At 68.7% G+C, this 26,474-nt stretch carries 22 protein-coding genes; 10 read left to right on the plus strand and 12 right to left on the minus strand.

Annotation, left to right across the window (positions count from 1 at the left end):
- Positions 1–109: 109 nt before the first annotated feature.
- On the plus strand, positions 110–3,553 hold the full coding sequence (locus G6N60_RS08215; protein WP_163735078.1) for an ATP-binding protein: 3,444 nt from the start codon (positions 110–112) through the stop codon (positions 3,551–3,553).
- A 57-nt stretch (positions 3,554–3,610) separates the two neighbouring features.
- Here the strand turns inward: G6N60_RS08215 and G6N60_RS08220 are convergent, their stop codons facing one another.
- The 3 genes from G6N60_RS08220 to G6N60_RS08230 are packed head-to-tail and all read right to left on the minus strand — an operon-like array spanning position 3,611 to position 7,253.
- Entirely contained in the window at positions 3,611–5,020 is a 1,410-nt protein-coding gene (locus G6N60_RS08220) for an amidohydrolase family protein (RefSeq protein ID WP_163735080.1), read from the minus strand.
- Positions 5,017–6,270: a multidrug effflux MFS transporter gene (locus tag G6N60_RS08225; RefSeq protein WP_246240451.1), complete on the minus strand. Its 1,254-nt coding sequence runs from the start codon at positions 6,268–6,270 to the stop codon at positions 5,017–5,019. The genes G6N60_RS08220 and G6N60_RS08225 overlap by 4 nt, the downstream gene beginning before the upstream one ends.
- Positions 6,267–7,253 (minus strand): antibiotic biosynthesis monooxygenase, encoded by a 987-nt coding sequence (locus tag G6N60_RS08230; protein WP_163735083.1) that lies wholly within the window; start codon positions 7,251–7,253, stop codon positions 6,267–6,269. Before G6N60_RS08230 ends, G6N60_RS08225 begins: the two co-directional genes overlap by 4 nt.
- Positions 7,254–7,746: 493 nt before the next feature.
- Here G6N60_RS08230 and G6N60_RS08235 point away from each other — a divergent pair, with 493 nt between their 5' ends.
- Genes G6N60_RS08235 through G6N60_RS08245 form a run of 3 tightly spaced genes read left to right on the plus strand, consistent with a single transcriptional unit; the run spans position 7,747 to position 12,763 of the window.
- Positions 7,747–9,954 carry an adenylate/guanylate cyclase domain-containing protein gene (locus G6N60_RS08235; protein ID WP_246240454.1) on the plus strand — a complete coding sequence of 736 codons (2,208 nt, stop codon included), beginning with the start codon at positions 7,747–7,749 and terminating at the stop codon, positions 9,952–9,954.
- Positions 9,951–11,348 carry a mechanosensitive ion channel domain-containing protein gene (locus G6N60_RS08240; protein ID WP_163735087.1) on the plus strand — a complete coding sequence of 466 codons (1,398 nt, stop codon included), beginning with the start codon at positions 9,951–9,953 and terminating at the stop codon, positions 11,346–11,348. Before G6N60_RS08235 ends, G6N60_RS08240 begins: the two co-directional genes overlap by 4 nt.
- Positions 11,345–12,763, plus strand: a complete 1,419-nt coding sequence (locus G6N60_RS08245) for an FAD-binding oxidoreductase (protein WP_163735090.1) — start codon at positions 11,345–11,347, stop codon at positions 12,761–12,763. The genes G6N60_RS08240 and G6N60_RS08245 overlap by 4 nt, the downstream gene beginning before the upstream one ends.
- A 24-nt stretch (positions 12,764–12,787) precedes the next feature.
- On the opposite strand, the gene G6N60_RS08250 is transcribed toward G6N60_RS08245, so the two are convergent.
- The gene (locus G6N60_RS08250) at positions 12,788–13,783 is read right to left on the minus strand and encodes a cytochrome c oxidase assembly protein (RefSeq protein WP_246240457.1); all 996 of its coding nucleotides are present in this window, start codon (positions 13,781–13,783) and stop codon (positions 12,788–12,790) included.
- Positions 13,784–13,938: 155 nt separating this feature from the next.
- Here G6N60_RS08250 and G6N60_RS08255 point away from each other — a divergent pair, with 155 nt between their 5' ends.
- Positions 13,939–14,430: a MarR family winged helix-turn-helix transcriptional regulator gene (locus G6N60_RS08255; RefSeq protein ID WP_163735093.1), complete on the plus strand. Its 492-nt coding sequence runs from the start codon at positions 13,939–13,941 to the stop codon at positions 14,428–14,430.
- A 27-nt stretch (positions 14,431–14,457) separates the two neighbouring features.
- On the opposite strand, the gene G6N60_RS08260 is transcribed toward G6N60_RS08255, so the two are convergent.
- Entirely contained in the window at positions 14,458–15,090 is a 633-nt protein-coding gene (locus tag G6N60_RS08260; RefSeq protein ID WP_163735096.1) for a TetR/AcrR family transcriptional regulator, read from the minus strand.
- Between the two features lie 91 nt (positions 15,091–15,181).
- On the opposite strand from G6N60_RS08260, the gene G6N60_RS08265 reads away from it, so the two are divergent.
- From G6N60_RS08265 to G6N60_RS08280, 4 genes are all read left to right on the plus strand, one after another.
- The gene (locus G6N60_RS08265) at positions 15,182–15,850 is read left to right on the plus strand and encodes a peroxiredoxin-like family protein (RefSeq protein WP_163735101.1); all 669 of its coding nucleotides are present in this window, start codon (positions 15,182–15,184) and stop codon (positions 15,848–15,850) included.
- Positions 15,851–15,903: 53 nt separating this feature from the next.
- Positions 15,904–16,572, plus strand: coding sequence for a mycothiol-dependent nitroreductase Rv2466c family protein (locus G6N60_RS08270; protein ID WP_163743655.1), 669 nt, complete (start codon positions 15,904–15,906; stop codon positions 16,570–16,572).
- A gap of 264 nt (positions 16,573–16,836) precedes the next feature.
- Positions 16,837–17,217 (plus strand): DUF4267 domain-containing protein, encoded by a 381-nt coding sequence (locus G6N60_RS08275; RefSeq protein WP_163735104.1) that lies wholly within the window; start codon positions 16,837–16,839, stop codon positions 17,215–17,217.
- A gap of 148 nt (positions 17,218–17,365) precedes the next feature.
- On the plus strand, positions 17,366–18,460 hold the full coding sequence (locus G6N60_RS08280) for an ROK family transcriptional regulator (protein ID WP_163735106.1): 1,095 nt from the start codon (positions 17,366–17,368) through the stop codon (positions 18,458–18,460).
- Positions 18,461–18,474: 14 nt separating this feature from the next.
- On the opposite strand, the gene G6N60_RS08285 is transcribed toward G6N60_RS08280, so the two are convergent.
- From G6N60_RS08285 to G6N60_RS08310, 6 genes are all read right to left on the minus strand, one after another.
- On the minus strand, positions 18,475–18,891 hold the full coding sequence (locus G6N60_RS08285; RefSeq protein ID WP_163735109.1) for a PPOX class F420-dependent oxidoreductase: 417 nt from the start codon (positions 18,889–18,891) through the stop codon (positions 18,475–18,477).
- Positions 18,892–18,937: 46 nt separating this feature from the next.
- Entirely contained in the window at positions 18,938–21,799 is a 2,862-nt protein-coding gene (locus G6N60_RS08290) for an MMPL/RND family transporter (protein ID WP_163735112.1), read from the minus strand.
- On the minus strand, positions 21,796–22,242 hold the full coding sequence (locus G6N60_RS08295) for an MmpS family transport accessory protein (protein ID WP_179969665.1): 447 nt from the start codon (positions 22,240–22,242) through the stop codon (positions 21,796–21,798). Before G6N60_RS08295 ends, G6N60_RS08290 begins: the two co-directional genes overlap by 4 nt.
- Positions 22,243–22,354: 112 nt before the next feature.
- Positions 22,355–22,942, minus strand: coding sequence for a TetR/AcrR family transcriptional regulator (locus tag G6N60_RS08300; RefSeq protein WP_163735115.1), 588 nt, complete (start codon positions 22,940–22,942; stop codon positions 22,355–22,357).
- A gap of 95 nt (positions 22,943–23,037) precedes the next feature.
- Entirely contained in the window at positions 23,038–23,382 is a 345-nt protein-coding gene (locus tag G6N60_RS08305) for a hypothetical protein (protein ID WP_163735118.1), read from the minus strand.
- A 55-nt stretch (positions 23,383–23,437) separates the two neighbouring features.
- Complete coding sequence (locus tag G6N60_RS08310; protein WP_163735120.1) at positions 23,438–24,505, minus strand: NAD-dependent epimerase/dehydratase family protein; 1,068 nt, start codon at positions 24,503–24,505, stop codon at positions 23,438–23,440.
- A 329-nt stretch (positions 24,506–24,834) separates the two neighbouring features.
- Here G6N60_RS08310 and G6N60_RS08315 point away from each other — a divergent pair, with 329 nt between their 5' ends.
- Positions 24,835–25,866 carry an LLM class flavin-dependent oxidoreductase gene (locus G6N60_RS08315; protein WP_163735124.1) on the plus strand — a complete coding sequence of 344 codons (1,032 nt, stop codon included), beginning with the start codon at positions 24,835–24,837 and terminating at the stop codon, positions 25,864–25,866.
- A gap of 17 nt (positions 25,867–25,883) precedes the next feature.
- On the opposite strand, the gene G6N60_RS28525 is transcribed toward G6N60_RS08315, so the two are convergent.
- A complete protein-coding gene (locus tag G6N60_RS28525) occupies positions 25,884–26,267 on the minus strand; it encodes a tudor domain-containing protein (protein ID WP_246240460.1) in 384 nt (127 codons plus the stop codon).
- Positions 26,268–26,474 lie beyond the last annotated feature (207 nt).

Genomic DNA, 26,474 nt, shown 5'->3' on the forward strand with positions numbered 1-26,474 from the left:
TGCTGACGAGACGCCGCGCGGCTCCGTGCGCCGGCGTCCGCCGCGAAGACGTTCCGACCCGTACCCGCTCGGTCTCCGTCGACGCCAGCAACGACTTAGTCTGATGACGATGGGATTGGACGAGACCGCCGCGATTCGTCTGCTCGGCGAGGTGCGCGTCGTACACCGCGGACACGTCGTCCAGCCGCGAGCGGTCGGTGGCGCGCGGTGCGTCGAGGTCCTGGCCTACCTGGCCGTGAACCGACATCGCGACGTTCCGCAGGACGAGATCGCCGACGTCCTCTGGCCCAAGAATCGCCCCCAATCCTGGTACGCCGCACTGCGGGGGGTCCTCTCCCGCGTGCGCGACACCATGGAGCTGGCCTCGATGCCGCCGGGCAGCGTCCGGTCCCGTGGCGGCAGCGTCCGGATGGCGCTGCCCGACGGACTGGTCACCGACATCGAATTGGTCCGGCGCTACTGCGCGCCGTCCGGCGGCGACCTGGCCGCGGCGGTCGCGGATGCGCGGCGGGCGCTGGCCCTCACCGCCGAACCCGCGCTGGTCGGCGCCACCGGATCGTGGGCCAACGACGTGCGCGCGGAACTGGACCAGCTTCGCCGACGCGCGTGGGAGATCGATGCCGGCGGATCGCTGACCCTGGGCGAGCCCGCTCGCGCGGTCGAATCGGCCGAGGCCCTGCTGGCCTTGGATCCGCTGCGCGAGAGCGCCTATCGGACGGTGATGAGCGGCTATCTGGCCCTCGGCGAACGAGGACGGGCACTGCAGGTCGCCGCCCGCTGTCGGCACGTGCTCGACACCGAACTCGGGGTCGCGCCATCGGCCGAGACGGAAGCGCTCTATCTGGAGATCCTGCGGGCCGACGAACCTGGCCCCGTCGCGCCACGGCAGGCGACCGACGTCGATCCCGAATTCGTCGGCCGCAGTGCCGAGTTGCGGGCCATCAGCGAAGCGATCGAGCGCGCCGACCGGGGCCGCGGACAGTTCGTCGTCGTCACCGGGGAAGCCGGGAGTGGCAAGACCACACTCGCGCGCGAGGTCGTGGCACGCGCCCGCGCCGCGGGGGCGCACGTCCTCTTCGGTCGGTGCAGTGACGAGGCGGTCGTGCCCTTCGAGCCGTTCGTCGAGGCCGTGGGTCGGGAACTGGACGCGCTGGGTGCGGCGCAGGCCCGAGAGTGGTTGCAGGTCAACGGAACCGACATCCTGCGTCTCGTCCCCGGCGTCGCGCGGCGCCTGGGGGAGGCGCCGCCGGCCCGGTCCGACGTCGACGAGCGCGACGTCGTCATGACCGCGGTCCTGGACTGGTTGACCTCGCCGGTCAGGACGGGTCCCGCGGTCTTGGTCATCGACGACCTGCACTGGTCCTCGGCCGCCACGCTGGCGGTGCTGCGGTACCTGATCCACGCCTCCGAGCAGAGCCGGCTGTGCGTGATCGCCACGGTCCGCGACGAGTACGCCGACGTCGGCTATCTGCGCGCGACGTTGTCGGCGCCGACGCGATCCAGTGGGGTGCAACGACTTCAGCTGGGCGGGCTGAGTCTGGCCGAGGTCGGCGCGCTGGTCGACGCGGCGGACACCACGCTCGATCCGGCCACGCTCCACGAGCGCACCCACGGTCTGCCGCTGTTCGTGGTCTCGCTGATCAACTCCAGCGAGTCGGGTTCGGTCGAGACGTTTCCGGCGTCGGTCGCCGAGTCGGTCGCCCAGCGCGAACGCCTCCTACCGCCCACGGCCCTGGCGCTGTTGCAATTGTGCTCGGTGATCGGCATGACCGCGCCGCGCGCCCTGTTGCGCTCCATCGCAGACGACGTCGACGACATCGCCTTCGCCGACGCACTCGACGTGTTGGTGCGCAACCGGTTGGTGACGGAGACGCCGTCGGGCGTCGAGATCCGGTTGCGCCACCCGCTGGTGCAGGAAGCGGTCTATGCGCGCATCAGCGGCAGACGGCGCTCGCAGCTGCACACCCGCGTCGCGCACGTGATGGAGCACCTCGGTAGCGTCGCGGCCGCCGACGACCATTCGCGCCTGGCATACCACTTCAGTCGTGGTCTGGACTCCGAACGTCCACGCGCAGCGGTGTTCTCCCAGCGGGCGGGCGACAGCGCGATGTCCATCGGCGCCTACGAGGACGCCGTGGTGTTCTACACGAGCGCGACGGAACAGATGGTTCCGCGCGGGGACTCCGCCGCGCGCTGTCGGCTGCTGATCGATCTCGGTCGCGCGCAACGCAAGGCGCGCGACCCGGCCTTCCGTCCCACCCTGTTCGAGGCGGTCTCGATGGCCAAACGGTTGGGCGACGAGGAATTACAGGTGACCGCGACGCTGGCGAACGACCAGCCGGGCACCCTGTACGCCCACATCCACTACGACCACGAGCGGACCGATACCCTCTACGACGCACTCCGCGTCCTGGAATCCGCAGGACGCGGCGACGGGCCGGCTGCGGCATACCTGCTGGCGCAGTTGGCCATCGAGCTGGTCTGGGTAGCCGATACCCGGGTCTTGCGCGACCTGCTCGACCGATCCATCGGGGCGGCGCGGCACAGCGGTGATCAGGATGCGCTCGTCGCCGCCCTGTTCGCGGTGCTGGTCGTGCTGCGGGTGCCGTCGCACGCCGAGTTTCGCAGGGCGTGCTACGTCGAGCTGATGGGACTGCTCGAGTCGCCGACGCGGCGGGTCGATTCCCTGGTGGCGGTGTGGATCGCGCGCAACCAGATCGAGTACGGACACCTCGCCGCCGCGGCGCAGACCCGGTCCACCCTGACCGAGGCCCGCGTGTCGCGCGATCCCGAGTTGGCCTGGATGGTGGGCAACGTCGACTTCGGGATCGAGCTGGCTGTCGGCCGACTCCGGGCGTGTGACCCGAAATTCGATGCGCTGCGCGACATTCCGGCCTCACCGGCAGTGACCTACTCCTACGGGCGCCTACTGGGACAGCTGTTCGCCCTGCGGGCGCTGCGCGGTGACATGGGCGAGATCGTGGCCGTGGCGCAGGACATCATCGGACGGTTCGACGTCGTCGCCACCTACCGCGCGTGTCTCGCGACTGCGTACGCCGACGTCGGCGACCTCGACGCGGCGGTCGAACTGGTCGGCTGGTACGACCGGCGTCGCATCGACGAGATACCCGTGAACAACCTGTGGTTGAGCACGATCGTCACGATCGGCCGGGTCGCCGCGCAGGTGGGCAACACCGAGGTCTGTGCCATCGTCTACGACCTGCTCGTCGATCACGCCGACGAGAACACGATCTCGTGGGCCGCGGTCTTCGGGGTCGTCCACCATCACCTCGCCGAACTGGCGATCGCGCTGGACCGCTACGACCATGCCGCGGTCCATCTCGACGAGGCCCTCGCCGAACATCAGCGGCGCGGTTTCATGGGCTGGTTCGCCGAAACCGCTTACCTCGAAGCGCTGCTGGAGGCACGACGGGACGGGCGGCCGTCGGTCGCGGCCGTCGCCCGCGCCCGTCATCTGGCCGACGACGTCGGCGCCACCGCCGTGCGTCGGCGCATCGACGCCGTCGCCGCGGCCCACGGACTGGCCTCCTGACCGCGCGCGGTCGTCGACCGGCGGCGGTCACGGCACCCTCGGTGGGTGACGGGGTGGTCACCCAATGTCGGCCAGCGCGTTGAGCTTTCGTCCTTGGACGTAGACCTCGGCGATGGAGCTCTCGCGCAGGCCCATCAGGAGGGCGAACAGGGTCTGGTCGCGGGCGAGGTCGGAGTTCTCCGAACGGTAGGCGTTGTGCAGCAGGCCCTGGAGTGCCTCGGCGGGCTCGACGACGACGAAGTCGGCTTCCTTGCCGGTGTCGAAGTTGCCGAAGCGGTCCTCCATGTCCAAGGCACGGGCGCCGGCCAGGGTGCCCACGAACAACATCTCCGCGGGGTGCATGGACACGCCGTCGTCACCGGGTTCGGTGATGTGCTGTTTGAAGGCGTCGCCGAGTACGCGGGGGATGAGCCATTCGTCGCCGCCGCCGAAGTCGGTGCCCGAGGAGATGTTGACCCCCGAGGCGACGGTGCGCTTCCACGGCATCGTGCCCGAGCCCAGGAACAGTTGCGACACAGGGCAATGCGAGATGGAGGTGCCGGTCTCGGCCATCCGGGCCAGTTCGACGTCCTGGCAGTGCACGCAGTGGGCCAGGATGGTGCGCCGGCCCAGCAGGCTCTTGCCCCCGACCGTGGAGCCGGGCAGGAACTTGCCGTCGTAGGTGTCGAGGTAGGAGTCCACCTGGTAGGTCTGCTTGGTGGTGTCGACCTCGCCGGTGCCGGGGCGGTTGTTCTCGTTGAGGTGGCTGTGGACGTAGACCCCGCGGTCCTTGACCTCGTCGTAGAGTTCGCCGAGATTCTTGAGCGTCTCGGTGGTCACCGACAGCGAGAACCGCGGCACGATCGCCACGTGCAGCAGGGCGGTGGCGACGTCACCGGTGTCGGCGGCGTGCCACTTGTCGATCTCGGCGCGGGTCAGGCGGATCGCCTCGTCCTCGGAGGTGATGAGGGGTTTGGCGGTGTCCCCTCCGACGGTCTGGATGCCGCGGCCGCTGACCACCCGCAGCCCGGCTTCCCGGGTGCGTTCGAACAGCGCGTCCTGGGCGTGGGGGAAGGCCGAGCCGAACACCATCGCCGCGGTCGTGCCCGCCGCGATGCGGCGATTGCAGAACTCCACGGCGGCCCGGGCGGCGAAGTCGGGGTCTTCGAACTTGCTCTCGGAGGGAAAGATGCACAGGTTCAGCCACTCCAGCAGCTGCCCGCCGCCGTAGGAGTCCCCGGCGAACGTCTGGGGGAAGTGGATGTGGGTGTCGACGAAGCCGGGCAGCAGGAATCCCCCGGAGTGATCGTTGACCGCCGCCGAGGCGTACTCGGCGGGCAGCTCGTCGTGCGGACCGCAGTAGACGATGGTGCCGTCGTCGTCGACGACGAGCGCGCCGTGGGGAATCGACACCAGGGCCTGCGCGGCCTCGGTCACCCGCGGTGCGCCGGCGATGTGGAACACGTGCCCCAGATGGACCTGCGTCATGAACGTTGCTCCCTCATTGATGGTAGTGAATCGACTTGCCGGACAACGGTATTCGAGCCACGACGAGCAGACGTCGCCCACGCCAGCAGCACCAGGGCGACGAGTCCGCAGACGGCGTAGAGCCAGCCCAGGGTGGTCTGATCATTCTCGGGCAGGGCGCCCACCGCCGCAAGGGCGGCGCTGACGATCAGATAGCAGCCGGCGCTGGCGATTCCGCCGACCAACCCGAGGTTCCTGGTGAACAGCCCCAGCGCCAGGCCGTAGGCCTGCGGGCACAGTACGCCGCACCCGGCCAGCGCCAGCGCCGCGCCGACGGTCAAGGCCCAGGCGTCGATGCCGATGGTCAGTCCGGTGATCACCAGCACGGCGGTGCCCGCGCCGAACAGGGCCAACGCGCTGAACGCCAGCCGCCTGGTGCTGGTGCGCACCGCGAAGTAGCCACATGCCAACTCGCCCACCAGGTTTGCCGCCCCCACGGCCAACGCGATGGCGCCGTAGGCGGCGGGCTCGAAGCTCAGTTGCTCCTGATACAGGAACGGACCCGCGACGCCGAAGGCCAGCTGCGCCGAGGCCAGCAGCCCGAACACCAGCACGAAGCATCCGAACACCGGATGACGCAGCGTCTGGACGACGGCGTGCGAGGTGGCCCGCACGGCGATCTGCGTCCGATCCGCCGGTGCCAGCGTCTCGGGGAGTGCGAGGACGACCACCGTCAGGACCAGACCGGCGAGCACGGCCACCAACGCGAACACCGCGCGCCACGACATGAATTGAACCAGCACGCCACCGACCGCCGGTGCGCTCACCGGTGCCAAACCCCAAGCCGCACCGAGGATTCCGGAGACCGAGGTGAGCTTCGCACCCCTGAAGCAATCGGCGGCCACCGCGTAGGACAGCACCATGCACGCGCACGCCGCGAGTCCCTGCAGGAAGCGGGCGGCCAGGAGGAACGTCACGCCGGGTGCGAGCGCGCACAGCACGCTGGTGAGGACCACCACGGCCAGGCAGGTCACCAGCACCCGCGTGCGACCCCACGCGTCGGCCATCACGCCCACCGGGATGAACCCGATCGCCAACCCCAGCATGTAGACGGTCACGGTGGCCTGTAGCGCGGCCGGCGTCGACCCCAGGTCGGTGACCATCTGCGGCAGCGCGGGCGTGTAGACGTCCAGCGGGATCTGGCTCAGCGGGATGACGCACAGCAGGATCGGCACGACGAAGCGGGGCGCTGCGTCCTGCCCCGCGGTCACGGCAGGGTCCAGAACTTGACGGTGAGGAGGTAGAAGACGACCGCCCACGCCGCATTGATCGCCAACACCACGCTTAGCCCCTTGACGTTCGTCCACGGCTGGCGGGCGTCCTTGGCCGGCGACATCCAGAAGCGCAGGATCGGCATGCCGTAGAACGGCATCGTCACGTAACTCATCACGAAGCTGGACAACAGATTTCCCACCAGCATGCCCAACCACAGCGGCATGCCCAGCGGCGCGGTCAACAACGTCAGGAACACCACCGTCGGATAGAGCCCCATCCACACCGCGATCGAGGTCTTGAAGTCCGACGGCGGTGCGCTCTGGGCATCGCCGTAGTCGAACCAGTTGCCGAAGGAATGCTCGATGCGGCTCAGGGTGAAGTCGGAGAAACGTTGATCGGCCAACAACTTCTGGCGCTGCTCGGAGGTCAGCCAGGCATCGAGATGGGCGGCGGTGTCGAACTTGTAGGAGATCGTCCACTCCTGCTGCACACCGGGCACGGGGCGGAAGATCTCCGACCCCCGAAACCCGTCGAAGCGGCTCTCCACCTCGTCGACCTGCCGTTGCCAGGCCAGGAAGTCCTCGACCTGATCCGGGTCCACCCGGTGACTGACCACCACGGTGACCAGCTCGTCGTCGACTCTCCCGTCCCTGGCGATCACCTGCTGGGTGCCGGGACCGTCGAACAGGTCCGCACCACGATCGAGGAATTCCTGACGGGTGGCGCTGTTCACCCAGCGCTGCATGTTGGCCGAAGAGTCGAACTGGTACACGACCACCCACTCGGGCTGCCCCTCGGTCGGTCGACGTAGCTCCACGCCCCTAAAACCCGGATAGCGCGCCGCCGCCGCACCCAGCTTCTTCTGCCATGCCAGGTAGTCCTCTTCGCGCCCCGGCCGAACGCACTGCCCGATCAACAGCGTCGCCGCGCCCTCGGATCGCGTAGCCGCGCCGGCGCTGGAGGCAATGTCTTCGGTCATGGGCGCGCCCTTTCGGCAGGGGGGGTCGGACCGTCGGCGGAATGGCGATCCGCGAAGCGGTCGTGATTTGCTCCGATAATTCTCATGGCGCCGAGGGAATTACATTAGCTACTGGCGCGGGCCAGTGCGCTCGTCGCCGATGGTCGCGCCGATGCGGGCGTGCCCACGTCACCGCCGACGGTCGCCGTCACCGTACGCCGGGTGTCGTGTCGGTCCTTCGAGGCGTAGTGCTCGCAAGTGCCTTGTTTCGATCATGATTCACGACACTGTTTCCGTCCACTCGTCCACGCGCGCCTACCCGACTCGAGCACCCGGTGTGCTCAGCGCGACGACGCGCTGAGGCGACCGGTCACCGAACGCCGGGGTTCGGCAACCACTGTAAGGACGGAATGCAATTATTTTGTAAATTTGCTCCCCGAGAATGGTCGAGCACCTCATTACGTCTTGCATGAAGACGGTCGACATTCCCCTCGTGCGATTACGCTGCGTTGCCATGACGATGGTGAGTCACGACCCTCCCGGCTCGGTGAGTGATTCGATGCTGCGGGAGCCTCCGGCGCAGCCGGAGCCCCCGACGCGGCGGCGCCGGCTGCGCGTGAGCATTCAGTCGAAGCTGCTCGTCATGTTGCTGGCGACGAGCGTGCTGTCCTCGGCAGTGGTGGGTGTGATCGGCTACGAGTCCGGCCGGAGCTCGCTGCGCGCATCGGTGTTCGACCGTTTGACCGAGATTCGGCAATCCCAGACCCGGCAACTGGAGGGCGGGATCAGCGATTTGGAGAACTCGCTGGTGGTCTATTCACGCGGGACGACGGCAACGGAGGCGGTCGAAGCCTTCACCGTCGGCTTCGACGACCTGAGTTCCGCCACGATCAGCCCGGCCCAGCAGCAGGCGCTCGACGACTACTACACCAAGAGATTCGCCAAGGACAAGAAGGAGCAGACCGGCGAGGACTTCGACGTCACCGGGCTGGTGCCGACGACGCCGGCGGCGCGCTACCTGCAGGCGCACTACACCGCGCCGTTCGGTTATCTCGATCAGCCCGAGGTGGATTGGGATGCGGTGATCGCCAACGACGATGCCCACGACGGGAGTTCGTGGTCCGCGGCGAACGCCGCGTACAACGGCTTCTTCCGGGAGCTCGTGACGCGGTTCAAGTACGAGGACGCTCTGCTGCTCGACACCAGGGGCAACGTCATCTACACCGCCTACAAGGGTGTCGATCTGGGGACGAACATCCTCACCGGGCCCTACAAGGGCAGCGATCTCAACGGCGCCTTCCAACGAGCCATCGACGCCGGCTCCAAGGACTACGTGGGGGTCACCGACTTCGGCGAATATCGGCCCTCCACCGAGCCGACGGCGTGGTTCGTGGCGCCGGTGGGGCCGCCGGGACAGGTCAAAGGCGTTATGGCACTGCAATTTCCGGTGTCCAAGATCAACGAGATGATGACGATGGGCGGGCACTGGAAGGACGCCGGCATGGGCGACACGGGGGAGACCATCATCGTCGGGCCCGACGACCTCATGCGCTCCAACACCCGGCTGTTCATCGAGAATCCGGAGGAGTACCGGCGCGAGGTCGTCGAAGCCGGCACCCCACCGGACATCGCCGACGACGCGATACGACAACACGGCACGACGCTCGTCCAACCCGTGGCGACGCAATCGGCGAAGTACGCGGAGCAGGGCCAGCAGGGCACGTTGATCGCCGATGACTATCTCGGCAACGAGTCGCTGCAGGCCTACGCTCCCGTCCACATTCCCGGGTTGCGCTGGGGCGTGGTCGCCAAGATAGACACGTCGGAGGCGTTCGCGCCCGTGACGGCGTTCACCAAGCAACTGGTGGTGTCCACGGTGCTCATCATCCTCGCCGTGTCGGTGGCCGCCCTCCTGCTCGCCCGTCTGTTCGTCCGGCCGATCCGACGGCTGGAAGCGGGTGCCGAGCAGGTCAGCACCGGCGTCTACGGGACGACCATTCCCGTCGAAACCCGGGACGAATTCGGCGATCTCACCGTGGCCTTCAACGAGATGAGCCGCAATCTGGCGATCAAGGAGGACCTCCTCGAGGAGCACAGGCGCGAGATCGACCGAATGATGGCGTCGATGATGCCCGAGACGGTGATGACGCGTTACCGCGACGGCGAGGAGACCATCGCCAGTGACCACCAGGACGTGACGGTGATCTTCGCCCAGGTCGCTGGACTCGACGACGTCTCGGCAGACCTGACGTCGGAGGAGTCACTGCTCATCGTCAACAAGCTGGTCCATCAGTTCGACCTGGCGGCCCAACGCCTGGGCATCGAACGGGTCCGCTCACTGCGCAACGGGTACCTGGCGACCTGCGGCCTGAACGTGCCGCGCATCGACCAGGTCCGGCGGACGGTGGACTTCGCCCTGGAGATGCATCGCATCGTCGTTCGCTTCAATGGGACCGATGGGACGTCCCTCGAACTCAAGGCGGCCATTCACAGCGGCACCGTCAGCAGCGGTCTGGTCGGTCGAGCGAGCCCCGTCTACGACATCTGGGGCGAGACAGTCGATCTCGTCTACCGGGTCCAGGCCGAGACACCGGACGCGGGGGTATTCGTCACCTCCACCGTTCATGACGCGATGGACGACAGCGCGTCGTTCACCGAAGCCGACCCGATCACCGTCGCCGGTCACCCGCAGCCGACGTGGCGTCTGGCGGTGTCGTCGTGACCTCGACGTGGGATGCGTCGTGGTTCGCCTGGGCGATCGGCGTCGCCATCGGGCTACCCATCGCGTTGGTGATCCTCACGGAGGTACGGGCAGCGCTGCAGCGACGGGGCAGCTCGTTGGCGCTGCCGGTGAGCGTGGTGCGCAACTATCTCCTCCCGTTGGGGGCGTTGCTCCTGGTGCTCCTCAAGGCGACGGAGATCTCGGCGCACGCCACCCCGATCCGCATCGTGTCCACCGCGTTCGGCTTCGTGCTGCTGCTGCTGGCTCTGTCCGGTCTGAACGCGACGCTGTTCCAGGGGGCGCCGGAAGGGTCCTGGCGCAAGCGAATTCCGTCGATATTCCTCGACGTCGCCCGGTTCGTGGTGATCGCCATCGGTCTGGCGCTCATCCTGTCCTACATCTGGGGCGCCAACGTCGGGGGCATGTTCACCGCGCTGGGCGTCACGTCGATCGTCCTGGGTCTGGCGCTGCAGAATTCGTTCGGCCAGATCATCTCCGGTCTGTTCCTGCTCTTCGAACAGCCGTTCCGCATCGGCGATTGGGTCGACACCCCGTCGGCGCAGGGGCGCGTGGTGGAGGTCAACTGGCGGGCCACCCACATCGACACCGGCAGCGGTCTCCAGATCATCCCCAATTCGGTACTGGCCCTGGCGTCCTTCAACAATCTCAGCCGACCCGCGGGTCAGCACGTCATGCCGGTCGTGGTTCAGTTCGGCTTCGACGATCCTCCCAATGACGTCTGCGAAGTGCTCGAAAAGGTGGCGAACTCCCTGCCTCAGCTGGCTCCCGGCGCCACGTCCGCCTGTGTCGCGGTGGGTGAGGGCAAGTACCGGACGTCGATACCGCTGACCTCGGCGGGTGAGCGCAGCCCGGCCAAAGCGACGTTCCTGCATTGGATCTGGTACGCCTCCCGCCGCGCGGGGCTGCACCTCGACGACGCCGACGACCACTTCACCACCCCCACCCGAATGACCACGGCACTGCGATTGTTCACGCCCACACTGCATCTCGACGACGACGATCGGCGGGTGCTGAGTGCGGTGGCCCGCCTGGCGCGCTATGGGGCCGACGAGACCATTCAGGCCCCGGGCCACATACCCACCCGCGTGACGTTCATCGTCACCGGACACATTCGAGTCGCCACGCTCGACGCGCACGGCGCGATGGTCGACGTCCGCACCCTCAGGGAGGGCGACCTCATCGGCGCCTCCGCATTGACCGACGAGCCGTCGACCACCGCGGCGTACGCCGTCGGAGAGGTCACCGTCCTACAGATCCAACGCAGAGACATGAAGGAGCTCATCTTGCGAAAACCACTTCTGGCCCACGAATTCGGCCGCGTCATCGAGGAATTCGACGACGACGTGCGGCGGGCACTGGGGATGGCGCAGTGAGCGTCGATCCGCGCGTCGACGACGTCACCGACCGGCTCGTCTCGGTCCTCGGCGAACGCGTCCACCGACCCGGGACGCCCGGATACCGGGCATCGCTGGACGGGGTGTTCTTCCCCGACGCATCACGACGTTCGCCGGTGGCCGTCGTCCATCCGCGCGACGTGCAGGACGTCGCCTCCGTCATGAGGACCGCTGCGCACAGTGGTGACCGGGTGACCGTTCGCGGCGGTGGCCTCAGTTCCAATTGCGTGGACGACTCCGCGGTCATGATCGACCTGTCGGTGCACATGGCCGACGTCGCGGTGCGCGGTGATCGCGTGGTGGTCCAGGGCGGCGCCACCGTGGGCGCGGCACTGGCGGCCGTCGCGCCACACGGCCGCGCGATTCCCGTGGGCATCGTGGGGTTGGCGGGCATGGGTCTGATCACGCGCGGGGGAGTCGGCTACCTGACCCGCGAGGTGGGTCTGGCACTGGACCAGCTCGTGGAGGTGGAGCTCGTCCTGCCCGGCGGCAGAGTCGTACGGCTGTCGCAGGACAGCGTCGGGGAGGACGCCGACCTGTGGTGGGCCGTGCGCGGATGTGCGCCGCCGTTCGGGGTCGTCACGTCGGTGGTGATGCGCACCGTCGAGCAGGGGCCGGTCTTCGTCGACCGGCTCGTCACCGGCACCGACGCCCTGGCGACGTACTTCGCCGAGGCGCCGAAGCTGCCGCGGCACACCACGATGGGCGCCGTGCTCGGATACGTGCCCGGTGGGTCGAACGAGCCGGTGCTGCTGGTCTACACCGCATGTCGCAGCCAGGATCCCGCCGACATCGACGTCGCCCGCGCCGCCACGTCCCGCGTGGCCGAATCCAGTACGTCCGTCGGTGCGTTCAGGTCGGAGACCAGCGGGCGATACCTCGATGGGCTGCCTCAGTTCTCGATCCCCGGTCCGCACGGCGAGGAACCCGCGCCGATCACGCTGCCCGAACCGGGGGCCGACCGCGGATGGTTCTACGGCAAGTCGGTGTTCACCGGTCCGACGTTGGGGCCGGTACTGGCCGACGGGTTGGTGGAGGCGATCGGGTGTGCTCCAACGAAGTTCTGCCGCATCGACTTTCAGCACACCGGCGGAGCGCTCGGCGACGTCGGTGACAGCGACACCGCATTCTTCGGGCGGGGCGGGGAATGGAACGTCCCGCTCAACGCGATCTGGTCGGACGCGTCCGACGGTGACGCCTGCTACGAGTGGGCGCGCCGGACGCTGCGGGTGCTCGCCCCGGAGACGATGGGCGTCTACAGCGTCGAGGTGCGTCCCGGGTTCGAGGAGACCGAACGCGAAACCGCATCCGCCTTCGGCCCCAACTTGATTCGACTTCGCGAGCTGCGCCGCAGGTACGACCCCACCGGCGTCCTCGCGGTCTACCCCCTCTAGGACGCGACCCGCCGGCAGCGGGCGTCAGCCGCCGGGACGGATCGTCGGGCGTGGCTGGGCGCTCCGTTCGTGCAGTGCGGCCAGTCGGGCGTTGTAGGCGGCCAGGGCCGCTTCGTCGTCGTCGAGGTCGACCGAGCCGTCGTCGTCGGCCCCGAGGGTGGCTTGTCGGCGGATGCGGTCCAGCCACGGTCCGAGGCTGGCGCCGGCGTCGCCCCCGGAGATCCAGCGGCCGCCGGCGATGACCATCAGGACCATCATCAACCCGTCCCCGCCGAACCACATGATGGCTCCGGCGGTCGTCTGGTCGACCAGGGCCGAGGGGCCCCAGTCCCGCGACGCGGCGTAGGCGGGGGCGATCGGTGTGCTGGTCATCATCAGCACGATGCCGACCAGGGTGTCGGGGAACATGCAGATCGCGAGCACGACGAACCGCAGCAGGTGAGGCATCGGTGGCTCGGTGGTGAGTTCGTTGCCGACCAGGGGCAGCAGCAGCAGATATCCCGTGACGAGGTAGAGCACCATCTCGCCGTCGTGAATCCACATGTGCTCACTCATGGCCTGTTGGAACCCGGTGATGTGGGTCAGGATCAGGACCGCGGCGTAGAGCGGAACGGTGATGCGCGGGGAGATCGACCCGCGGAACAGGCGCCCGGCCCGAATGGTGTCGATGCGGGCGCGCACCGCCTCTCCGCTGGCGTCGCGCACCAGCCGGATCGGCTGCGCCCACACCAGCAGCGCGGGCACCACCGTGATCAGCAGCAGGTGCACGATCATGTGCACCCAGAACAGGTGGTGGCTGTACACGGCGAGGGCACTGTTCACCACCAGGACGAGGATCAGGATCGCGGCGAGCGCCGAGACGATGCGCAGCGGTGGCCACGACTGCCCCTGGCGCCGCAGTCGGAGGACGAGGACGAGGTAGCCGACCAGTGCGAGGGCGATGAGCAGGTCGGCCACGGGGGAGGACGTCCAGGTCGTCAGCCATGCCGAGCCTATGGGTGGCGGGCTATCCATCGTCATGACGCGGGCTCCGACTCGGTGTTGGGGTGTGCCGTGGTGTCCTCATCGAGAGTAGCCAGAAGTGTCCATCGCGACCGGACCGCGGCCGTCATTGCAGTGTGCAATAGTTGCACTGTACTGGTCGAATCGGGGCTCCCGTCGCCGAGAGGACATCCATGCCCGATCACTCCGATGCCGCCGCCGACGACACGGTGGACGGCATCACCGACGCCCTCCTGACGGCCTCACGGCTGCTGGTGGCGATCTCGGCGCAGTCCATCGCGAATGTCGATGAGACGCTGACCATTCCGCAGTTCCGCACCATGGTGATCCTGTCCGCCCGCGGCCCGGTCAACCTGGCCACCCTGGCCGGCCTGCTCGACGTGGCTCCCTCCACCATCGGCAGGATGGTCGATCGCCTGGTGTCGGCGGGGCTGATCGACCGCCAGCCCAACCCCGACTCGCGCCGCGAAGTCGTCGTCGACCTGACCGTCCGCGGCCTGGACGTGGTGGCCGGCGTCACCGGGCACCGGCGTCGCCGCATCGCCGAGGTCGTCCGCACGATGCCGCCGCGGGAGCGACGGGGACTGGTTCGGGCGCTGACCGCGTTCACCGACGCCGGTGGGGAGCGGGCCGCGACCCTGGAGGTCGACAGTTTCCTTGCCTGACAAGGGGACTCGCACCCCGCGGCGCGCTCAGCGCCTCGAGGTCGCCGAACCTTCGGCAGGCTGGCGATCGGTGGCGAAGGACCCGACGTGATCGATCACGGCGTGCAGTGCGGTCTGCAGGGGTTCGCCGTCACGCAGGGTCTTGGCCAGCAGGAGCCCGCCCTGCACCGTGGTCAGCAGCGTCGTGGCGAGCACGTCGACGTCGGCGTCCGGCCGCAGTTCGCGACGGTCCTTCATGGCTTGCAGGCCGTCGCGGATGGCGTGCTGCCACCGCCGGTAGCCCTGAGCGAGGGCTTCCCGTGCCGCAGCATCGGTTTCGGCCAACTCGCTGGCGAGTGACCCCAGCGGGCAGCCGCCGTGGTAACCGTTGGTGCGCTGGAGGTCGGCGATGACGTCGGCCCAACTGCGGAGCGCGTCGAGATCGTCGAGGCGGGCGAGGAGCGGTTCCTGGAAGCCGAGGATGGCGTCGGTCTGGAATTCGATGACGGCACGGGTGAGCGAGCGCTTGTCGCCGAAGTAGTGGTAGATCTGCGACGCGCTGACGCCGGCCGCCGACTGGACGTCCTCGGTGCTGGTGCCGGCCACCCCCCGCTCGAACATGAGGGCGGCGGCCTCGGCCACGATGCGGTCCCGGGTGAGCTGGCCCTTTCGGGTGAACATCGCACCAGCGTACCGATAGTGGAGTTGACATTCCAAAACGAAGGGGGTTTTGTGGAGTGATCAGTCCACTCTGCAGCGAAAGGCGAGGCCCATGACGGCACACACCCCCACGATCGAGGAGCAGGCACGAGCGACGGCGGCGGGCGCGGCCGAGAGGTTTCCCGCGGACGTGGTGGCCGCGTTCACCGCCGATCAGGCCGAGCTCGATGCCCGCGGCGTGCCCGCCGGCGTCGCCGTCCCCGGGACCGGCATGCCCGACGGCGACCTGCTCGACGTCCACGGTGCGCCGACGTCGCTGGCGCGCGTGCGCGACGGCAAGCCCGCGGTCGTGGTGTTCTACCGTGGGGCGTGGTGCCCGTACTGCAACATCGCGCTGCGGACCTACCAGGATCAACTCGTCCCGGCACTCGCCGATCGCGGCGTCGAGTTGATCGCCGTCAGCCCCCAGAAGCCCGACGGGTCGCTGAGTGCCGCGGAGTCGAACGAACTGACGTTCGCGGTCGTGTCGGATCCGGGCAACCAATTGGCGGGCGCTCTGGGCATCCTGACCCAATCGTCGGCGGAATCCCTTGCCGCACAACGTAAGATCGGGCTGGACGTCACCGAGGTGAATGCCGATGGCGGTGCGGCCCTGCCGATGCCCACCGTCGTGGTGGTCGACGCCGCGGGCGTGATCCGCTGGATCGACGTGCATCCGAACTACACCACGAGGAGCGAGGTGCCCGACATCCTCCGTGCCGTCGACGCGGCGGTCCAGTGACGGTGAGCGCCGATCTCGACTTCTACTTCGATCCCGTCTGTCCCTTCGCCTGGATGACCAGCAAGTGGGTGCGAATGGTGGCCGAGCAGCGCGACTATACCGTCGACTGGCGGTTCATCTCGCTGCGAATACTCAACGCGCACATCGACTATGACGCGCACTTCCCACCCGACTACGAGGCGGGGCACACCGCGGGACTCAAACTGCTCCGCGTCGCCGCGCGCGTCCGGGCCGACCACGGGCCCGAGGCGGTCGGACCGCTCTACCTCGCGCTGGGGCGTCGCATCTTCGACACCGCGTCCGACGGTCCCGCGACCGGCGCCCACCAGGGTTCGCGCGAATTCCTCGAGCCCATCCTGACCGACCTCGGTCTGCCCACCGAGCTCGCCGACGCCCTCGACGACGACGCCCTCGACGACGTGCTGCGCGCCGAGACCGACCACGCGCTGGGCCTGACCGGCAAGGACGTCGGCACCCCGATCCTCCACTTCCAGCCGCCCGACGGAGTGGCGTTCTTCGGGCCCGTCATCAGCCGACTGCCGAAACCGGATGAGGCCGTGCACCTTTGGGACCACGTCGTCGGGTTGGCGAGCTTCCCCGGCTTCGCCGAGCTCAAGCGCAGCCTGCGGGAACGGCCGCAGCTCGCGAGTTTCGGCGTCGACCCCGCGGCCACGGGCGTCGAGGAGGACTGGCACGGCGGGAGCCGCCGGACCAAGAAGTAGCACGCCAACGCCTCTCGCCTCGCACACGTCTGTCGACGTCGTCAACGAATGATGACGCTGTCGAGGCCATGGCTCTCGCGACAGGCTCTCCATCGGCGAGGCTCGACTCTGCGCACAGGGCGCCATTCGCCCCGTCCCTCCCGCACTCTTGCGCCATGGCCGCAGAGTCGAGCCGTTACCGCAGCTAGAAAATCTAGCGCCGCTATTGACGGCGGTCGGGTACAAGGTTAGCGTTGCTAACACCAACGACCAAAGGACGCCGCCATGACCACCATCACCACCGTCGGGTACGTGCTCGCCGGTCTGCTCGCCGCTGGCATCGTGTTCATCGGCGCACGATTTCTCGTCGCGCCCGGCGTCGCCGCCGCCGGTTACGGCGTAGTCCCCGACGTGGACGAGACCGCCGTGCGCGCCTACCTCAGCGTCAAGGGCGTGCGTGACATCGCCACCGGCCTGTTCGTCGGCATCCTGATGATCGCCGGCGCCACCCACCTCGTCGGGTGGGTGATGTTGGCCGCCACGATCATTCCGCTCGCCGATGCCACCATCGTGCTGCGCAGCGGCGGGTCCAGGGCGATCGCCTGGGGTGTGCACGGGAGCACCGCGGCCGTCATGCTGATCACCACGGCGCTGCTGCTGTTCTAGCCCTCCTCGCGCCGACCCGCGACGAACGACGCCTGAGCGCAGCGCCATTCGACCGATGCGGTCGGGGGTGCGGTCTTAGCGCGCGGGGTAGGCCAGAATGGGACGGGTCGAGAGGAGGCCCGTGTCGCGACAGTCAACGCGTAAAGCCTTGCCCGCGAGCCTGGCCCACCTGACCGACGACGCCTTCCTCGGGGTGCTGTCCGCGGAGGGTGCCGTGTCACGCGCACACGTCGCGAAGGTCACCGGCATCTCCAAGCCCACCATTTCCGAAGCGGCACAACGGCTTCTCGCCGCGGGGATCATCGTCGACCTCGGGCTGAGCGCGGGCCACCGCGGCCGTCCGACCCAGCTCTACGACATCAACCCCCACTATGGCCACGCCCTCGGGGTGGCCCTCGAGCGGGGGCACGTGGCCGTGCGGGTGTTGAACTACCGGGGCCAGATCGTCTGCGACTACCAGCTCGACACGCCCGCCGACGGCGATCTGTTCACCGCCCTGGCCGACGCCCGTGGACTCGTCGCGAAGTACTGCCGGCACCTGAGGACGCCGCGCCTGGCGACCGCGGTGTCGGTCGCGGCGCCCGTGGATCCCACGACCTCGACGATCGTGCAGGTGCCGGACGCTCCGTTCACGGGGACCGTCGCGTCCTTCGGCGCGGCGCTGGGCCTCGGCGAGGACGAGTCCGTCCACGTCGACAACGACGTGAACTGGGCGACCCTCGCCGAGCACCGGCTGGGGTCCATGCGTGACGTCAGCGACTTCCTCTACGTGTACCTGGGCGCCGGGGTCGGCGCCGGACTCCTGCTCGGCGATCGCCTCCACCGCGGAACCCGCGGCGTGGCAGGCGAACTCGCGTTCACCGCACTCGAAGGTGGCCAGACCCTGATGCGCAGACTCGCGAGCTCGGTCATCGGCACCGACGACGGCCGGTCGATCGACACCGCCCGCGCGCTGCGCCTGTTCGCCGACGACGGACCCCGGACCGCCGAGCTCGATCACATCCTCGACGACCTGGCGCGGGTGATCGTCAACGTCACCACCACGATCGATCCGGGTCGGGTGGTCCTCGGCGGTCCGCTCGCCGCGTCGCCCTCGCTGGTCGACGCCCTTCGCGCACGCATCCGGCGCGACGCGCTGACCGACGTCACCGTCGGCACCAGCCCGCTCGGACGCGACGCCCCGATATCCGGCGCCGCGATCGGCGCACTCGAACTGGCCCGGGAGCGCCGTCGCCAGAGGTGACGCGGCGCCGGTCGCTAGCCCGGCTGGCTGTTGTTCTTCTGCGAGCCCCACCCGTGAACGCGGTCCACGGTGATGAGTGCGCTCACGCGCGCGCGGTCACGACGGGGGTACGGCTGATCGGTGTAGTGCTGCGACAGCGCGTCGATGTCGGCGAGTCCCTCGTCGTCGTAGATCCGGGTGACGTGACCGATCACCGTGACGTGGGTGTACCAGTCGGAGGAATCGATGACCGTCAGCGAGACGCGCGGGTCCTTCTTGATGTGCTCCAACCGCTTGCGTCCCTCGTCCATGTTGACGAGGACCTCGTCACCGCGTAGCAGGTACCACGTGGCGGCCGACACCGGCTGCCCGTCGGACCGCACCGTGGCGATGACCGCGGGGTTGGGCTTGGCGAGCATGGCCTTGGCTTCTTCTGACAGCGACTGAGACATGTCCATCATTGTCCACCGCCGACGTTGCGGCGCCCACGCGCCCGCCCTAGAACAGCGACAGTTGGCGGGTGTCCTCGTCGCCGAACGTCGCCGGCACCGGGCGGTTGCGCACCCGCACCGGCCACCAGAACCACCGGCCGAGCAGCGCCGCGATCGACGGTGTCATGAACGACCGCACGATCAGCGTGTCGAAGAGCAGGCCCAGCGCGATCGTGGTGCCGATCTGCCCCAGCACCAGGAGGTCGCTGAAGATGAACGACGCCATCGTGAAGGCGAACACCAGCCCGGCCGCGGTGACGACCGATCCGCTGCCCGCCATCGACCGGATGATGCCGGTGTTGATCCCGGCGTGGATCTCCTCCTTGAACCGGGACACCAGCAGCAGGTTGTAGTCCGATCCCACGGCCAACAGCAGGATCACCGCCAGCGGCAGGATGACCCAGTACAGCTGGATGCCCGCAAGGTACTGCCACACCAGCAGCGACAGGCCGAACGACGCCCCCAGCGACAGCGCCACGGTCCCCACGATGACGAGCGCGGCCACCAGGCTGCGCGTCACGAACATCATGATGAGCATGATCAGGCTGAGCGAGGCCACGGCGGCGATGATGAGGTCGTAGTGCGCCATGTCCTGGATGTCCTGGTAGGTCGACGCCGTGCCGCCGATGTAGATCTTCGATCCCGCCAGTGGCGTGCCCTTGATGGCTTCCTGCGCCGCGTGCCGGATGGCGTCGATGTGCGAGATCCCCTCGGGCGTCGCGGGATCGACGTCGTGGGTGATGATCATCCTGGCGGCCTTGCCGTCGGGGGAGAGGAACAGCTTGAGGCCGCGTTGGAACTCGGGGTTGCTGAACGCCTCCGGCGGTAGGTAAAAGGAGTCGTCGGTCTTCGACGCGTCGAAGGCCTGGCCCAGCGCCGTCGAATTCTGCAGGGCCGCTTGAGTTCCGCTGTAGATGCCGTTGGTGGTGGCGTAGTTCGTCTTCGTCAGGTCGCGGTTGGTCTGCTGGTTCTGGATCTGCGGGGGGATCAGCGACAGCAGCTTGGGCTGCAGCGCGTCGAGCTTGGAGATGCTGCCCGAGACGTTGGCCAGCTGATCGGTCAGCGCGTCGATCCCGTCGAGGGCGTCGAAGATCGACCGCAGCGCCGCGCACACCGGGATGTCGAAACAGTGTGGCTCCCAATAGAAGTAGGCCCGCAGCGGCCGGAAGAAGTCGTCGAAGTTGGCGATCTTGTCGCGCAGGTCCTGAGCCGTCGCGACGGTCTGCTTGAACGCCTCGCTCTGCTCGTGGGTGACCTCGCTGGACTGCTGCTGCAGGGCGTACTGCTGGCGCAGCACGGTGATCGTGTCGTCGATGACCCCGACCTGCTTGAGCAGATCGGCCGCGCGGGCCTGCTGGAACGGCAGGTTGTTGATCGACGACGCATTGCCCGAGCTGATCTGGAACGGTATCGAGGTGTGGTCCAGCGGGGTGCCCAGCGGCCGCGTGATCGACTGCACCTGGGCGATGCCGTCGGTGTGGAACACGGCCTTGGCGACGCGCTCGAGCAGGATCATGTCCGTCGGGTTGCGCAGGTCGTGATCGGTCTCGATCATCAGCAGTTCGGGGTTGAGCCGCGCCTTGGAGAAGTGGCGTTCGGCGGCGGCATATCCCACGTTCGACGGCGCCGAGGCGGGCATGTACTGCGCCACGTCGTAGCTCGTCTGATAGCCCGGCAGCGCGGTCAATCCGAGGAAGGCCAACGCCAGCGTCGCGATCAGGATCGGTCCCGGCCACCGGACGATCGCGGTGCCGATCCGACGCCAACCCCGTTTGGCGGTCTTGCGCTTGGGCTCCAGCAGCCCGAACCGACCGCCGATCACCACGACCGCCGGCCCGAGCGTGAGCGACGCGGCGAGGGCGATCAGCACGCCGATCGCGGCCGGGATGCCGAGGCTCTGGAAGTAGGGCAGGCGGGTGAAGGACAGGCAGTACACCGCGCCGGCGATGGTCAGTCCGGAACCGAGCACGACGTGCGACGTGCCGCGGTACATGTCGTAGTAGGCGACCTCGCGGTGCAGGCTCTCGTTGCGCCGTTCGTGGTAGCGGCCGAGCAGGAAGATCATGTAGTCCGTGCCGGCGGCGATGACCAGCAGCGTGAGGATGTTCGTCGAATAGGTCGACAGGCCGATGAGTCCCGAGTTGGCGAGGAACGCGACGATCCCACGGGCCGCGGACATTTCGATGAGCACGGTGATCAGGGCCAGCAGCATCGTGACGATCGAGCGGTAGACGATCAGCAGCATCACCGCGATCACCCCGACCGTCAGCAGCGTGACCGTCACGGTGCTCTCGTTGCCCACCTCGAACTGGTCGGCGATCTGCGGGGCGGAACCCGCGACGTAGGCATGGATGCCCGGTGGTGCCGGTGTGTGGGCGATGATGTTGCGCAGCGCGTCGACCGATTCCAGCGACAGCGCCTCACCCTGGTTGCCCGACAGGAACACCTGCACGTAGGCGGCCTTGCCGTCGGGGCTCTGCGAGCCCGCGGCGGTCAGCGGGTCACCCCAGAAGTCCTGGACGTGCTGAACGTGCTTGGTATCGGCCTCGACCCGCTTGATCAGGCCGTCGTAGAAGCGGTGGGCCTCCGCGCCGAGGGGCTGGTCGCCCTCGATCACGATCATGGCCTCGCTGTCGGTGTCGAACTCGTGGAACACCTTGCCGATGCGCTGAAAGGCTTGCAGCGACGGCGAATCCGGCGAACTCAGCGCGACGTTGTGCTCTTCGCCGACGGCCTCCAGCTGGGGCACCAGGGCGTTGGTGAGGGCGGCCGCGGCCACCCAGAAGATCACGATGGGGACGCACAGCCGACGAATCCACTTCGCGAACCGGTCGGTGACCGTTGCCCGTTCTGCCAGGTGATTGCTCATCCGGACTTGTCCAGGCAAAAGGTGTACGCGTTCAAGGTGTTTGCCGTTCTCTCGTCCTTGACCGCGTCGTCGATCATGATCCGGCAGCCGATGGAGTTGGTGTCGCCCTGCGCGGCGACGTTGACGAAGACCGAGGGTTGGGTGGTGGTGGTGTCATACGCCCACGGCAGGGCGGCGGCGTCGACCCGCTGCGGCTGGGCGTTGACGTCGAGGTAGGTGATGGTGGCCGTCGTGCCGGGCGCGCCGAAGACCTCGAGCACCACGTGCTTGGGGTTGAACGGCACGATCTCGTTGGCGCCACCGCTGGGGGTGGACGTCACGTCCTTCGAGCCGAAGATGCCGTTGAGGCGATAGACCGAGAAGCCCGCCACCGCGATGACCAGCACGGCGACGACGATCATCCACCGCCGGATCAGCAGGCCGCCGAGCGAGAGCCGCCGCATCCGTGAACCCCTTCGACGAAAGAATGACGCGCGCGGATTCAAGGCCGCCCCCCGCGTATGTCAACCAAGTTGACAGTACGGTACGGGACCGGACACCACAACCGCTACGCCATCACGCGTGTCGGGTGAGGCTGGGGAGCAGGACGTCGTCCACGAGATGTGCGACGGTCTGCGGACCGGGGGACCGGCCGGTGAGGACCGTGCGGTAGATCAGGTACCCGGGCAGCACGTCCCAGAGGTCCTCGGTGATCGCGTTCGCGGAGATCTCGCCGCGCTCGACGGCGCGGGCCAGCACGTGCGTCATGAATGCCTTGCGCTCGTCGAGGAACTGCTCGTGCATCATCGCATCAAGCTCGGCGATCCGCGAGGTCTCGACCAGGACGGCGCGAATGGTGCTCGCGTGGGTGTTCACGTGAGCGCAGATGGACTCACCCAGGCTGATGAGGTCACCGCGCAGCGTTCCGGTGTCGGGTTCGACCTTGTTCTCCCGGGTGCCCTCCACGAATGCGGCCAACACCAATTCGGCCTTCGTCGGCCATCGTCGGTAGAGGGTCGCCTTGCTGGCTCTCGCGGTCGTCGCCACCGCCTCCAGCGTGAGCCGGTCGTACCCGTGCTCCTGAAGCAACTGCAGCGTGACGGCGAGGAGTTCGCATTCCCGGGCGGACCACGACGTCTCCGCGGCACGATCGGCACTCCGCATGACGGGGCCTCCATTCCGACGGTGGGCTCGTGACCGAATACCCGGCATTCTGCACCACGATCCACGCTGCGTCCGCGAAGGCGTCCCGCGATGCGTCAGTCCTGGATCGTGACCGGGATCGGTTGATATCGACTCTGCGGGGGTGCCACCGGCCCGGCGGCGGGGGCCGACGGCGCCTCCGCCGGGTGCGATGCCGACTGCAGCACGGCCAGCAGGGTGGCGCCGTGCTCGGCGATGATCATGACCAGGGGGTGCTGCTCGCCCGCCGCGACGGCCGCCACGGCACACGCCGGACACCACGTCTGCTGGCATCGGCCCCGTGGCGCGTCGGCCCCCGGGATCAACGCGGCGCCGCTCTCGAGCAGCGGCCCGAGGATGGTCAGCAGCTTGCGCACGATCGCGCGCACCTGCGGACCGATGTCTGGCGGAGTGTCGACCACGTCGGGCTGCTCTCGATTCGGTTCTCGGAGTGGAACTTTGGACGCCGACCTGGGGTCAGGGCAGCCGGCGCGAGGAGATCAGGCCTTGGGTGACGTCGCGGCGCAGCGAGTCGACGATGGAGCGCTGCCGCAGCGGTGGGCTGTCGGTGTGGGCGTCGTGCGAGACGCCGTCGAGCAGGTCGGCCAGTGCCTCGGGCGCCGACCACGACGGCGCCCAGTCGAGCTCCTGCCGTGCCCGCGAGCAGTCCATCAGCGGCACGCTGAACGCAAGGTCGAGCCAACCCCTGTCGATGTGCTGGAGGCGGGCCCGCCAGCTGACGTCGACGAGGGCGCCGAGCAGCTTGGCGGGCAGGTGAATCGGCTTGGCGCCGAGCACCTTTGCGACGTCGTCACGTCCCATCGGCGGCTCGGAGGCGAGGTTGAACGGCCCGGAGGCACGCCGTTCGACGACGCGCACGAGGGCGTCGGCGACGTCGTTGGCGTGGATGAGCGGTATGCACAGTCGGCTGTCGAGCGGCAGCACCGGCAGCTTCGGAATCATCTGCATGGGAACGTATCCCGGCAGGCCGTAGCGCATCAGTCCGCCGGCCGCGGCCCGCTGCAGGATGAAGCCCGGCCGCATCCGGGCGATGGCGATCGCCTCGTCGCCGACCCGCTTCTCGTACTCGTCGAGCAGCGTCTCGGCCGCGGACTTGTCGCGGCTGTAGGCCGAGGTCGGGATGCCCGTGGTCGGCCACGACTCGTCGACCCTGGCGCCGTAGGAGCCGGCCGCATAGGTGCCGACCGAGGACATGTGGACCAGCTGGCCGACGCCGTTGGCGTGGGCGGCCTGCAGCACCGCCGACGTCCCGCCGACGCCGAGCCGGGTCAGATACCGGGTGTCGCGGGTGGGTTGAAACCCCCAGGCCAGGTGCACTACGGCATCGACGCCGTCGAACACCCGACGCAGGTTCGCCAAGGCCTCGGAATCGGACAGGTCGACCGAGTGCCATTCGGCACGTGCATAGATGCCCTGGGGAGCCGGGGGTCGGCGCACCACGCCGACCACGTCGTGATCGGCCGGAAGTGCCCGCAGCAGCGCGGTTCCGACGTTTCCGCTCGCTCCGGTGATGGCGATGCGCATGGTGAAGTCCTTCTTCGGGGACGATCCGCCGGGGCATCGACGCGATCGTGGTCGCCCGAACGATGCGGACGACTGGCGGTCGTAGTCGCATACCCGGGTGCTCCCGCCACAAACCCGCTGCCGCGTCGCGATCATCACCCCGCGGTGAGAGGAGTACATCGACCACGAGCGGGTACCTATCCTGCCGGGACGCAGACAGTCCGGACTGCCTTCGTCTCAAGCCCTTGGTGGTTCCGCCCACGTGCCACCGAGGGCGCCCTCAAAAGCTATCCTGTGCAAGGACTTTCGGAGTCGGCCCGTGGGACCGGCGTGCGACGAGGGGGCTGGACGTGCAGATCGGAGTGGGACTCGACCGAGGCCTGGGCCTGTCGTGGGACGAGTATCGCGACCTCGGCAGGTACGCCGCCCGCCTGGGATATGACAGTGTGTGGACCAACGCGTCGAACGGGCGCGATGCCATGCACGTCTGTGCGCAATGGTCGGTGGCCACCGCGGACGTCGTGCCCGGGGGCATCGGCACCGGCGTCTCCGTCATCCCGGTCGGCTACTGGTCACCCGCCTCGCTGGCCTCCGCGGCGGCCACGGTCGGCGAGATCTCCGGCGGTCGGTTCGTCCTTGGTCTGGGTGCGGGTGCACTGCAGGACCGCGCCTTCCGGCACTCCCTGGGCCTCGACGACCGGCTGCGACCGATCGCCACCATGCGCGAGTGGCTGACCACCGTGCGCGGGTTGCTCGCCGGCGAGACGGTCGACCACGAGGGCAGGGCCATCACGCTGCACGGCGTCGATCTGGGCGCACCGCCCCCTCGCGTGCCCGTGGCCCTCGGCGCCCTCGGCCCCAACATGCTCACCTTGGCCGGCGAGGCCGCGGACGCCGCCGCCCTCAACTGGTGCACCCCCGAGCAGGTGAGCGCCAGCCGCGACACCGTGGCCGCGGGCGCTCGGACGGCGGGACGCGATCCCAGCGAGGTCGCGATGATCGAGTACGTCCGCATCTGCGTGGACGACGACGTCGACGTCGCCCGTCGGGCCTACGTCAGGGCCCTGATGGGATATGCGCTGGCCCGGCCGGGTGTCAACAAGACCCTGGGGTACCGCGGCCACTTCGGGCGGATGGGTTTCGACGACGCCCTCAACGACCTCGAGGACCGCCGCGACCGGGGCGCCTCCGAGTCCGAACTCGTCGATGCGTTCCCCGAGGACCTGGCGCGACTGGTGGGCTACTTCGGGCCGGCGTCGGGCGCACGGGCGGCGTTCCGTCGGCTCGCCGAGGGACTCGACGTCGCGATCGTGCGGGTGGTGGCGGCCCGCCCGGAGCCGCCGTCGATCACGGCGGTGATGGAGGCCTGCCGGCCCGACTGAACGACCGGTCCGACCGCTCAGGTCGCCACGTAGAGCCGGGGGCCGCCGCCGTCGCGGGGGAACGCGATGGTGACCGATCCCGCCAGACGCACCGTGATGGTGGCGGGGTCGGCGGAGACGCCGGTGATCGTGCCGATCTCGTAGCGGCCGTCGTCCTCCCACACCGCCATGGCCCTGGCTCCCACGTGATCGACCGAGAGTCGATCGGCGGCGAGCTCGCCGAGCGTGTCCGGGATCGCCGGACGGGGGTGGTCCGCGGCGGCCGCCTCGTCGTCGACGAACAGCTGCCAGCCGGACGGCGGAGGGGGCCAGGCCGGGTCGGGCGTCCAGGTGGGGCTGGGGCGCCATCCCGGTGGAGGCGGCGGCCAGTTCGGCGGCGGGTTGTAACGCATCGCAGTCATCCCATCTCCCGGTCGGCGCGGCGGCGTCGGTCACCTCCACTGTGCCACCGGATGCCGACCGATGCCCGAACACCATGACGCACGGGCACTTTGGCGCTCGGCGGGAGGCGGTGAACGCTTGGCGCGCGGGCCCGCCGGTGCGCCCGCCGGGGGCGGCCCTCGAGGCCGCGGGTGCGCGGGTGACGAAGCGACGCACCGCGTTCCGCT

The organism is Mycolicibacterium madagascariense (assembly GCF_010729665.1).
Lineage (GTDB): Bacteria > Actinomycetota > Actinomycetes > Mycobacteriales > Mycobacteriaceae > Mycobacterium > Mycobacterium madagascariense.

What these genes read in the sequence shown, in the direction of transcription:
- G6N60_RS08215 (WP_163735078.1), top strand. Translation starts at nt 110, where the DNA reads ATGGGATTGGACGAGACCGCCGCGATTCGTCTGCTCGGCGAGGTGCGC.
- G6N60_RS08265 (WP_163735101.1), top strand. Translation starts at nt 15,182, where the DNA reads ATGACGGCACACACCCCCACGATCGAGGAGCAGGCACGAGCGACGGCG.
- G6N60_RS08235 (WP_246240454.1), top strand. Translation starts at nt 7,747, where the DNA reads ATGACGATGGTGAGTCACGACCCTCCCGGCTCGGTGAGTGATTCGATG.
- G6N60_RS08230 (WP_163735083.1), bottom strand. Translation starts at nt 7,253, where the DNA reads ATGACCGAAGACATTGCCTCCAGCGCCGGCGCGGCTACGCGATCCGAG.
- G6N60_RS08250 (WP_246240457.1), bottom strand. Translation starts at nt 13,783, where the DNA reads ATGACGATGGATAGCCCGCCACCCATAGGCTCGGCATGGCTGACGACC.
- G6N60_RS08310 (WP_163735120.1), bottom strand. Translation starts at nt 24,505, where the DNA reads ATGCGCATCGCCATCACCGGAGCGAGCGGAAACGTCGGAACCGCGCTG.
- G6N60_RS08260 (WP_163735096.1), bottom strand. Translation starts at nt 15,090, where the DNA reads ATGTTCACCCGAAAGGGCCAGCTCACCCGGGACCGCATCGTGGCCGAG.
- G6N60_RS08270 (WP_163743655.1), top strand. Translation starts at nt 15,904, where the DNA reads ATGACCAGCAAGTGGGTGCGAATGGTGGCCGAGCAGCGCGACTATACC.
- G6N60_RS08300 (WP_163735115.1), bottom strand. Translation starts at nt 22,942, where the DNA reads ATGCGGAGTGCCGATCGTGCCGCGGAGACGTCGTGGTCCGCCCGGGAA.
- G6N60_RS28525 (WP_246240460.1), bottom strand. Translation starts at nt 26,267, where the DNA reads ATGACTGCGATGCGTTACAACCCGCCGCCGAACTGGCCGCCGCCTCCA.
- G6N60_RS08290 (WP_163735112.1), bottom strand. Translation starts at nt 21,799, where the DNA reads ATGAGCAATCACCTGGCAGAACGGGCAACGGTCACCGACCGGTTCGCG.
- G6N60_RS08285 (WP_163735109.1), bottom strand. Translation starts at nt 18,891, where the DNA reads ATGTCTCAGTCGCTGTCAGAAGAAGCCAAGGCCATGCTCGCCAAGCCC.
- G6N60_RS08295 (WP_179969665.1), bottom strand. Translation starts at nt 22,242, where the DNA reads ATGCGGCGGCTCTCGCTCGGCGGCCTGCTGATCCGGCGGTGGATGATC.
- G6N60_RS08220 (WP_163735080.1), bottom strand. Translation starts at nt 5,020, where the DNA reads ATGACGCAGGTCCATCTGGGGCACGTGTTCCACATCGCCGGCGCACCG.
- G6N60_RS08275 (WP_163735104.1), top strand. Translation starts at nt 16,837, where the DNA reads ATGACCACCATCACCACCGTCGGGTACGTGCTCGCCGGTCTGCTCGCC.
- G6N60_RS08255 (WP_163735093.1), top strand. Translation starts at nt 13,939, where the DNA reads ATGCCCGATCACTCCGATGCCGCCGCCGACGACACGGTGGACGGCATC.